Below are 8,784 nucleotides of genomic sequence, written 5' to 3'. Positions count from 1 at the left end.
CCAACCACCCGTTCAAGGTACCCTGTGGGTGGTTGGGCCGGGGGAGTGGGCCGGCCAGGCCAAGCTGATCGCGGAGGCGATCAGCGCACCAAACAAGGACTCTGACCGGATGGCCTGTCCGCACCGGCGTGAGCCGGACAGGGACTAATCTCCCCCCACCACAAAAAACAGGGCCCCCCTTGCGGGAGGCCCTGTCGACTTCCGATCCTGGAAGGAGAGGGGTGGATCAGAAGTTCAGCGAAGCGGTGACATAGACCTGGCGCGGGTTGCCGTAGAACGCGGTCAGCACGCCTTCCTTGCCCAGCGCCGGCACCAGGGTGCCGTTGGCCAGCGTGGTCAGCGCCCCCGTGGTCGCGTTGGCGGCCATGAAGGTGTAGCCCGAGGTCTTGTACTTCTTGTTGGTCAGGTTCTTGCCGAACACGCCCAGCGACCAGCGGCCGCCTTCGGCCCGGTAGACCAGGCTGGCGTCGTAAAGCTGGTAGGCCTTCTGGTCGAGGTACGGGTTGGGCACTTCGAACTGATAGGTCTTGCCCTTGAACGACATCCCGCCCGAAGCGGTCAGCGTGCCGCCCATCAGGTCCATCGCATAGTCGAGGCCCACCGCGCCCGACCAGGCCGGGGTGTTCTGCACCTTGCGAAATGCGGCCACATCGGTCGGCACGCTGGCGATGTTGGTGATGTACTTGGTGTACTTCGCATCGATGTAGCCGACCGACCCGGTCAGGGTCAGCGTGCCCATGTCCGACTGGATCAGCTTGGCGCGGGTTTCGGCTTCGAGGCCCTGCATCCGCGCCTTGCCCGCGTTCGAGACCACGCCGCAGAAGGTGGCGACGCCGCCGGCGTTGCACGCGACCGAGCCGGGGATCTGGACGTCGGTATAGTCCATGTAGAACCCGGCCAGCGCCAGGTAGACGCGGCGGTCGAACAGGTCGGCCTTGTAGCCCACTTCGTAGCTGTCGACCTTTTCAGGACGGAAGCTCAGGAACTTGGCGATTTCGTCCTGGCTCTTCACGCCGTCGTTGTTGAGGTCGAGCGCGTTGATGCCCACGCCGCGCGGGTCGAACCCGCCGCCCTTGAAGCCCTGCGAGAACGAGGCATAGACTTGGTGGCCCGGCGCCGGCTTGAAGCTGATGCTGGCCTTGGGGGTGAACTTCTTGAAAGTGCTCTTGCCGCGGAAGTCGGTCTGCGCGCCCAGGAACTTGATCCCGGCGCTGCCGAACACCGGCGAACCGCCGTTCAGGTAGTTCTGGCGCAGGATGTAGCCGTTGCGCTGATCCCAGGTGTAGCGCCCGCCCACCGAAAGGCTAAGCTGGTCGGTCAGGTCATAGGTGAAGTCGGCGAAGCCGGCCAGGGTGTCGGTGCCGATGTCGGCATTGGTGAAGGCGGCAAAGCCCGGGCTGGTGGTGTAGAGGCGGCTTTCGAACTGGGTCAGCGCCGAGGCGTTGAGGTAGTAGGCGCCGATCAGGCCGTTGAGCTTGCCCGCGCTGATCAGGAACTGCACTTCCTGGCTGAACTGGCGGTTCTTGTAATAGCCCGGCACGTCAAGATCGACCGTCGGCAGCGCGTCGAAATCGATCGGGGTGGCCGAATCGTCCTTGCGGTAGCTGGTGATCGAACGGGCGGTCAGCCAGTCGTTCAGCTTGCCTTCCATGAACAGGCTGGTGCCCCAGGCCTTGATGTCCTGCTTGGGGAAGTTGGCCGCGCCCTGGGTGTCATAGACATCGGCCAGCACCGGCGTGCCCGACTGCTGCGCCGGGATCAGGCGGTGGCCGCCGCGCGGCAGCGACTTGTCACGGGTATAGTCGGCCGAAATGCGGGCGAAGAAATCGTCGGCGTGGACTTCGATCGTGCCGCGGCCCGCCCAGATGTCCTTGTTGTAGTTTTCCAGGCCGGTGGTCAGGTTGTCGCCAAAGCCGCCGCGCGACAGGCGGGCAAGCGAGCCGCCGAAGCGCAGCGTGCCATCGCCCACCGGGGTGCTGGCGCTGATCACGCCGTCAGCCTGGTTGTAGCTGCCGAAAGTGCCGCGCGCCGAGAGGTGCGCCACGTCGTCGATCCGCTTGGTCACGTACTTGACCGCGCCGCCCACGGTGTTGCGGCCATACAGCGTGCCCTGCGGCCCGCGCAGCACTTCGATCCGCTGGACGTCATAGATGTCGAGCACGGCGGCCTGCGGACGGTTGAGGTAGACGTCATCGAGGTAGATGCCGACGCCCTGTTCGAAGCCCGAGACCGGGTCCTGCTGGCCGACGCCGCGGATGAAGGCCGACAGGGTGGAGTTGGTCGCGCGGCTGGCTTCCAGCGTCACGTTGGGGACGGTTTCGGCCAGCGAGGTGATGTCGGCCGCGCCCTTGGCGGCGAGCAGATCGCCCGACAGCGCGGTGATCGCGATCGGCACGTCGACCAGGCTTTCCTCGCGGCGGCGGGCGGTGACGATGATCGCGCCGTCGTCTTCCGACACGGCTGCGGCGTCCTGCGCATAGGCGGGCAGGGCATAGAACGAGGCCAGGGCGCTGGCGACAAGCGAGGTGCGGGCAAGCAGCACTGCGGTACGCATAAGGGTAACTCTCCCATTCAAAACCGGCTGCCCCGCCGCGCCGCTATTGGCGATTTCGCCGGGGCAATGGATGCGCTTATATAAAAGTTGAACCAACTTTCAACTTCTCTATGCTTGCATGGGCCGGGCGAACAGGGGATTGGTGGTGGAACGTGGCGCAAAAGTCACATAAGGGCTTGGCCGCAGCGGCCGACGCGGGGGAAACGATGGAGAATGCCGTCCCGACCAGGGAACTGCGCGTGCCCCGCACCGAACGCGGCCGGCGCACCCAGCGTGCGATCCTTGATGCGGCGGCGGCCGAATTCGGTGAAAAGGGTTTTCACGAAAGCTCGATCGTCTCGATCACGATCCGCGCCGGCGTGGCGCTGGGCAGCTTCTACACCTATTTCGAATCGAAGGAGGCGCTGTTCAAGGCGCTGGTCGCGGACATGAGCGGGCGGGTGCGCGATCATGTCGCCCCGGTGCTGGCAGGTCGCAGCGGGGTGGAGGCCGAAGGGGTGGCGCTCCACGCGTTTCTCGACTTTGCCCGTGCCCACAAGGAAATCTACCGGATCATCGACGAAGCCGAATTCGTCGCGCCGGAAGACTGGCGGGCGCATTACCTCAACACCGCCGCGCGTATTCTCGAACGCTTGCAGGCCGCGCGCGCGCAGGGCGAGCTTGGGGTCGAACCCAGCGAAGTCCACGCCTGGGCGATCATGGGCATGAACGTGTTCCTGGGGCTGCGCTTTGGCGTGATGGACGGCGCTGATGACCTGGCCGAGGTTGCGGCCCAGGCCAATGCCCTGCTGCGGGACGGGCTGGGTTAACTGGTGACTCGCCGCGCCGCCCCGGCTAAGGGCGGCGACCATGTCCAATCGCCGCACCTTCGCCATCATTTCGCACCCTGACGCGGGCAAGACCACGCTGACCGAAAAGCTGCTGCTGCAGGGCGGCGCGATCCACCTGGCGGGCGAGGTCAAGGCGCGCGGTGCGGCCCGGCGCGCGCGCTCGGACTGGATGAAGATCGAACAGCAGCGCGGGATCTCGGTCACGTCCTCGGTGATGACTTTCGAGCGGGGCGGCATCACTTTCAACCTGCTCGACACGCCGGGGCACGAGGACTTTTCCGAAGACACCTATCGCACGCTGACCGCGGTGGACTCCGCGATCATGGTGATCGACGCCGCGAAAGGCATCGAGCCGCAGACCCGCAAGCTGTTCGAGGTCTGCCGCCTGCGCTCGGTCCCGATCATCACCTTCGTCAACAAGGTCGACCGCGAAGGGCGCAGCGTGTTCGAAACGCTCGACGAAGTGGCCGACGCGCTGGCGCTGGACGTGGTGCCGATGTCCTGGCCGATCGGCATGGGCGGCGAATTCAAGGGCGTGCTGGACTTTGCCACCAACCAGATCAGCCGGCCGGAAGGCGACAGCCGCGAATTCCTCGGCAAGCGCGAGGCCGCGACGGCCGACAACATTCCCGCCGCGATCGCCGAGGAAATCGAACTGGCCCAGGCCGGTTACGGCGATTTCGACGAGGCGGCCTATCGCCACGGCGACATGACCCCGGTCTATTTCGGATCGGCGCTGAAGAACTTCGGTGTGGCCGAGCTGATCGACGCGATTGCCCGCTATGCCCCGCCGCCGCGCCCGCAGCCGAGTGAAGCGGGCGAGATTTCGCCCGATGGCAAGGAAGTGACCGGGTTCATCTTCAAGGTCCAGGCCAACATGGACCCCCAGCACCGCGACCGGATTGCCTTCATGCGGCTGGTCTCGGGCACGTTCAAGCGCGGCATGAAGCTGACCCCCTCGGCGCTGGGCAAGCCGGTGGCGATCCATTCGCCGATCCTGTTCTTCGCGCAGGACCGCGAACTGGCCGACACGGCGGAACCGGGCGACATCATCGGCATTCCCAACCACGGCACGCTGCGGGTGGGCGATACCCTGTCCGAGACGAACAAGGTGCGCTTCACCGGCCTGCCCAACTTCGCGCCCGAAATCCTGCGCCGCGTCGCGCTGAAAGATCCGACCAAGACCAAGCAGCTGCGCAAGGCGCTGGACGACCTGTCGGAAGAAGGCGTGATCCAGGTGTTCTATCCCGAACTTGGCGGGCAGTGGATCGTCGGCGTGGTCGGCCAGCTCCAGCTCGAAGTGCTGATTTCGCGGCTGGAGGCGGAATACAAGGTCGAGGCGATGCTTGAAGCCGCGCCGTTCGATACCGCCCGCTGGCTCAAGGGGCCGGAAGCGGCGCTGCGCCAGTTTGCCGATTTCAACAAGTCGAACCTGGCCAAGGACCGCGATGGCGATCCGGTGTTCATGGCCCGCAGCGCCTGGGACGTCAGCTATCAGCAGGAACGCAACCCCGAGCTGACCTTCAGCGCCACGAAGGAGCGCTAGGCCGCGGTGGAGCTGACGTTCGCCAGCTACAACATCCACAAGGGCGTGGGGCTGGATCGCCGCCGCGATCCCGAACGGATCCTGGCGGTGCTGCGCGAAATCGATGCCGATGTGATTGCCCTGCAGGAGGCCGACCGGCGGCTGGGGCGGCGCGAAACGGTGATCCCCCGGCAGATGCTGCAGGACTATTCGCCGTGGGACGCGGTCGCGCTCAACCATCGGCCCGATAGCCTGGGCTGGCACGGCAACGCGCTGCTGGTGCGGCGCGGGATCGCCGTGGCCGAAGCGGCGATCGTCCCCCTGCCCACGCTTGAGCCGCGCGGCGCGATCCGCGCCGACCTGGTGGTGGGGGGGCAGCGGCTGCGGGTGGTGGGCATGCACCTTGACCTGTCGGGCCTGCGCCGCCGCCAGCAATTGCGCACGATCCTCGATCACCTGGAGCGCTGCGCCGTGCCCGGCCCGACCGTGCTGATGGGCGATTGCAACGAATGGGGCGTGCGGCGCGGGTCGCTGGGTGAATTCCGCGCGCCCTGGCGCGTGCTCGATAGCGGCCCGTCCTTCCCCAGTCGCCGCCCGGTCGCCCGGCTCGACCGGATCGTGGTTTCGCCCGAATGGCACCTGGCCGAAACCGGGGTCCACCACAGCGCCCTGTCGGCGCGCGGATCCGATCACCTGCCCATTTTTGCGCGGCTGGCCTTGCCCGGCGCGGCTTAAGTTCCTTAGGGGGTCTGCTGCTGGTGAGGTGTATTCAGCATCCGCTTCAGAACCTCGTCCTCTTAAGATTGAGCGGTGGCAGTTATGTCGCGAAAACCATTTCTTCCAACCTACCGTGGATGCAGTTGGAGCATCGGGTACCAAACGTTGCGATTTGCCAACCCAGAACTGGCCTCGAAAGTTGCGCAAGTCATAGCGATTTGGGCGCATGCAGAACATAATCTGGCGATCACCCTCGGTTGCCTATTGAAAGCTGAATCCGACGCAGCCCTTGGAGTGTTCGCGGCCCTGCGTGGCTTCCGCAGCCAAGAAGACGTAATCATAGGGGCCGCGACTGCCGTCTTGGACGAAGCCGAGGTTGACCTGGTTCGAGCGTGCCTAACTGCAATCAAAACTGGGCGGCGCACCAGAGATGATTTTGCGCATGGCATATGGGGGCAAACCGGAGGTCAAACCGGAATGGGCTCGGACGGCCCACTTATTTGGCTAGAGGCGAAGCATTTTGCTCCATGGAATACCAGGGCAATCTTAAATAACGGCGCCACCTCCATGCACCCTGAGCTTGAACCTCATCTGTTCGTTTACACGCGCGAAGACTTAGATGCGGCCATCGCTGTGCTAGAAACAAGTTTCAATATAAGCTTTCATATGGCGCTGTACTGTGCATGGAATCCTGGCCGAGCCGGCGAAACGCGCGAAACACTATCCGACCGGCTAAAAGCCGAGCCTCTAGTTCGCCAAGCCCTAAATCATCAGCGTAGTCGGAGTGGGAGCCAGTAAGTTCCGTGACAATCGCGTCACTGAGCGCGACCAAAACCGTAACCACCACGACCATTCTACGGTGGTTCATTATCTTGCCTTCTCAAGCATGAATCTGCTCAAAAATTAGGCAGATGCCCGGTAATCGGGCGAAAGGCTGACTAACTTACAATGTCCGGGAATGCCCTGAGTGCTGAAATAACGGGATAATCCGATTCTGGCACGGCGTTTGCGAATACCCCTGAGCCGGGATGGTCCCGGCAGGCATTCAGGGGATCGGCATGAAGTTCATCATCGCGATCATCAAGCCGTTCAAGCTGGACGAGGTGCGTGAAGCCCTCGGCGCCCTCGGCGTCGCGGGGATGACCGTGACCGAGGTCAAGGGCTTTGGACGGCAAAAGGGTCAGACCGAGATTTACCGCGGGGCGGAATATTCCACCAACATGCTGCCCAAGGTGAAGATCGAGGTCGCGACCAGCGACGATCTGGCACCGCAAGTCGTCGAAACCATCCAGCAAGCCGCCAGCACCGACGCGATCGGCGATGGCAAGGTCTTCGTGCTCGACCTGGTTTCGGCCACCCGCATCCGCACCGGCGAAACCGGGGACACCGCGCTGTGAGCGCAGCCAACAGGAGGGAAACGCACATGTTTCGCAAGCTGCTTACCGGCGCCGGAGTGATGGGGGCCTCGCTCCTGTCCAGCACCGCCGCCTTTGCCGCCGACGGGCCGATCAAGGCGCCCTCGGTCGAACAGATGGCCACCATGGTCAACAAGGGCGACGTCGCCTGGATGCTCGTCTCTTCGGTGCTCGTCCTGATGATGAGCGTGCCGGCGCTGGCGCTGTTCTATGGCGGCCTGGTCCGCACCAAGAACATGCTCAGCGTGCTGATGCAGGTGTTCATGATCGTGTCGATCGCCGCCCTGGTGTGGGTGGGCTGGGGCTATTCGATGGCCTTCACCAGCACCAATTCGTTTGCCCCGGCCTTTGTCGGCGGGTTCGACAAGGCGTTCCTGCAGGGCGTGACCGCTGGCACCTATGCCGCGACTTTCAGCAACAACCTGTACCTGCCCGAATTCGTCTTCGTCGTGTTCCAGATGACCTTTGCCTGCATCACCCCGGCGCTGATCGTCGGCGCATTTGCCGAACGCGTGAAGTTCTGGCCGCTGATGCTGTTCATGGTGCTGTGGCTGACGGTCGTCTATTTCCCGATGGCGCACATGGTGTGGTACTGGGCCGGGCCTGACTTCCTGCCCGACGCGCCGACCGATGCCGGTTACCTGTGGGGCATGGGCGCGCTCGACTTCGCCGGCGGCACCGTGGTGCACATCAACGCCGGGATCGCGGGCCTGGTTGGCTGCCTGATGATCGGCAAGCGCGTGGGCTATGGCAAGGAAGCCACTCCGCCGCACTCGCTGACCATGACCATGATCGGCGCTTCGCTGCTGTGGGTGGGCTGGTTCGGCTTCAACGCCGGCTCCAACCTGGAAGCCAACGGCGTGACCGCGGTGGCCTTCATCAACACCTTCGTCGCCACGGCTGCCGCCGCGCTCAGCTGGTCGCTGGTCGAGCAGGTCCACCACGGCAAGCCTTCGATGCTGGGTGCGGCCACGGGTGCGGTTGCCGGCCTGGTGGCGATCACCCCGGCCTCGGGCTTCGCTGCGCCGATGACCTCGATCGCGCTGGGCCTGATCGTTTCGCCGATCTGCTATGTCTTCGTCAGCACGGTGAAGAACAAGCTGAAGTACGACGATACGCTTGATGTGTTCGGCGTGCACTGCGTGGGCGGCATCGTCGGCGCCATCGCCACCGGGATCGTCGCCGATCCGGCGCTCGGCGGGCAGGGCTTCTTCGACTACACCCAGTTCCCGGCCGGCGTTGGCACCTATGACATGGGCGCCCAGGTCATCACCCAGATCAAGGCGGTGCTGCTGACCCTGGTCTACTCGGGTCTGGGTTCGGCCGTGCTGTTCTTCATCGTCGACAAGATCTTCGGCCTGCGTCCCACCGAGGAAGCCGAACGCGAAGGTCTCGACCTCAACGAACACGGGGAGCGCGCCTACAACTACTAAGGGAGCATCGCGCGAAAAGTGGGAACCGGTTTTCGCTTTTCGCGATGCGACCCGAAAGTAAGCGTTCCCTTACCAAGTTTGGCGGGATCGGGGATCTCCTCCTCTCCTCCCTCTCCGGTCTCGCCAACCCATGTTCCTCCTGCGAACATCACCTTAATGGGCCGGAGCCAGCCGCTCCGGCCCCTTTTTTTGGTGTGGTGCGGGAGGTGGGGGGAGGAGGAGTTTCTGTCCGGCAGAGTCCTTGTTTGGTGCGCTGATCGCCTCCGCGATCAGCTTGGCCTGGCCGGCCCGCTCCCCCGGCCCAACCACC

At 64.3% G+C, this 8,784-nt stretch carries 6 protein-coding genes; 5 read left to right on the top strand and 1 reads right to left on the bottom strand.

All coding sequences use genetic code 11. The features are described 5' to 3' along the window. Positions 1-226 precede the first annotated feature (226 nt). Positions 227-2,554 carry a TonB-dependent receptor gene (locus ACE3N9_RS16245; protein ID WP_374285483.1) on the bottom strand — a complete coding sequence of 776 codons (2,328 nt, stop codon included), beginning with the start codon at positions 2,552-2,554 and terminating at the stop codon, positions 227-229. Between the two features lie 206 nt (positions 2,555-2,760). Between ACE3N9_RS16245 and ACE3N9_RS16240 the strand changes: the two genes are divergently transcribed. The 5 genes from ACE3N9_RS16240 (at position 2,761) to ACE3N9_RS16220 (ending at position 8,474) form a co-directional block, all read left to right on the top strand. Then, on the top strand, positions 2,761-3,363 hold the full coding sequence (locus ACE3N9_RS16240) for a TetR/AcrR family transcriptional regulator (RefSeq protein WP_374285481.1): 603 nt from the start codon (positions 2,761-2,763) through the stop codon (positions 3,361-3,363). A gap of 40 nt (positions 3,364-3,403) precedes the next feature. After that, positions 3,404-4,930 (top strand): peptide chain release factor 3, encoded by a 1,527-nt coding sequence (locus ACE3N9_RS16235; RefSeq protein WP_374285479.1) that lies wholly within the window; start codon positions 3,404-3,406, stop codon positions 4,928-4,930. Between the two features lie 6 nt (positions 4,931-4,936). Next, on the top strand, positions 4,937-5,644 hold the full coding sequence (locus tag ACE3N9_RS16230) for an endonuclease/exonuclease/phosphatase family protein (RefSeq protein WP_374285477.1): 708 nt from the start codon (positions 4,937-4,939) through the stop codon (positions 5,642-5,644). Between the two features lie 1,040 nt (positions 5,645-6,684). After that, the gene (locus ACE3N9_RS16225) at positions 6,685-7,023 is read left to right on the top strand and encodes a P-II family nitrogen regulator (RefSeq protein ID WP_374285475.1); all 339 of its coding nucleotides are present in this window, start codon (positions 6,685-6,687) and stop codon (positions 7,021-7,023) included. Between the two features lie 26 nt (positions 7,024-7,049). Continuing rightward, complete coding sequence (locus ACE3N9_RS16220; RefSeq protein WP_374285473.1) at positions 7,050-8,474, top strand: ammonium transporter; 1,425 nt, start codon at positions 7,050-7,052, stop codon at positions 8,472-8,474. The last annotated feature ends 310 nt before the right edge of the window (positions 8,475-8,784 follow it).

This window comes from Novosphingobium sp. (assembly GCF_041905565.1).
GTDB lineage: Bacteria > Pseudomonadota > Alphaproteobacteria > Sphingomonadales > Sphingomonadaceae > Novosphingobium.
Note: the sequence above shows the minus strand (reverse complement) of the source record. Positions and strands in the feature narration are given on the sequence as shown.

Coding starts and splice junctions, on each gene's coding strand:
- ACE3N9_RS16245 (WP_374285483.1), bottom strand. CDS start 2,554: ATGCGTACCGCAGTGCTGCTTGCCCGCACCTCGCTTGTCGCCAGCGCC.
- ACE3N9_RS16240 (WP_374285481.1), top strand. CDS start 2,761: ATGGAGAATGCCGTCCCGACCAGGGAACTGCGCGTGCCCCGCACCGAA.
- ACE3N9_RS16235 (WP_374285479.1), top strand. CDS start 3,404: ATGTCCAATCGCCGCACCTTCGCCATCATTTCGCACCCTGACGCGGGC.
- ACE3N9_RS16225 (WP_374285475.1), top strand. CDS start 6,685: ATGAAGTTCATCATCGCGATCATCAAGCCGTTCAAGCTGGACGAGGTG.
- ACE3N9_RS16220 (WP_374285473.1), top strand. CDS start 7,050: ATGTTTCGCAAGCTGCTTACCGGCGCCGGAGTGATGGGGGCCTCGCTC.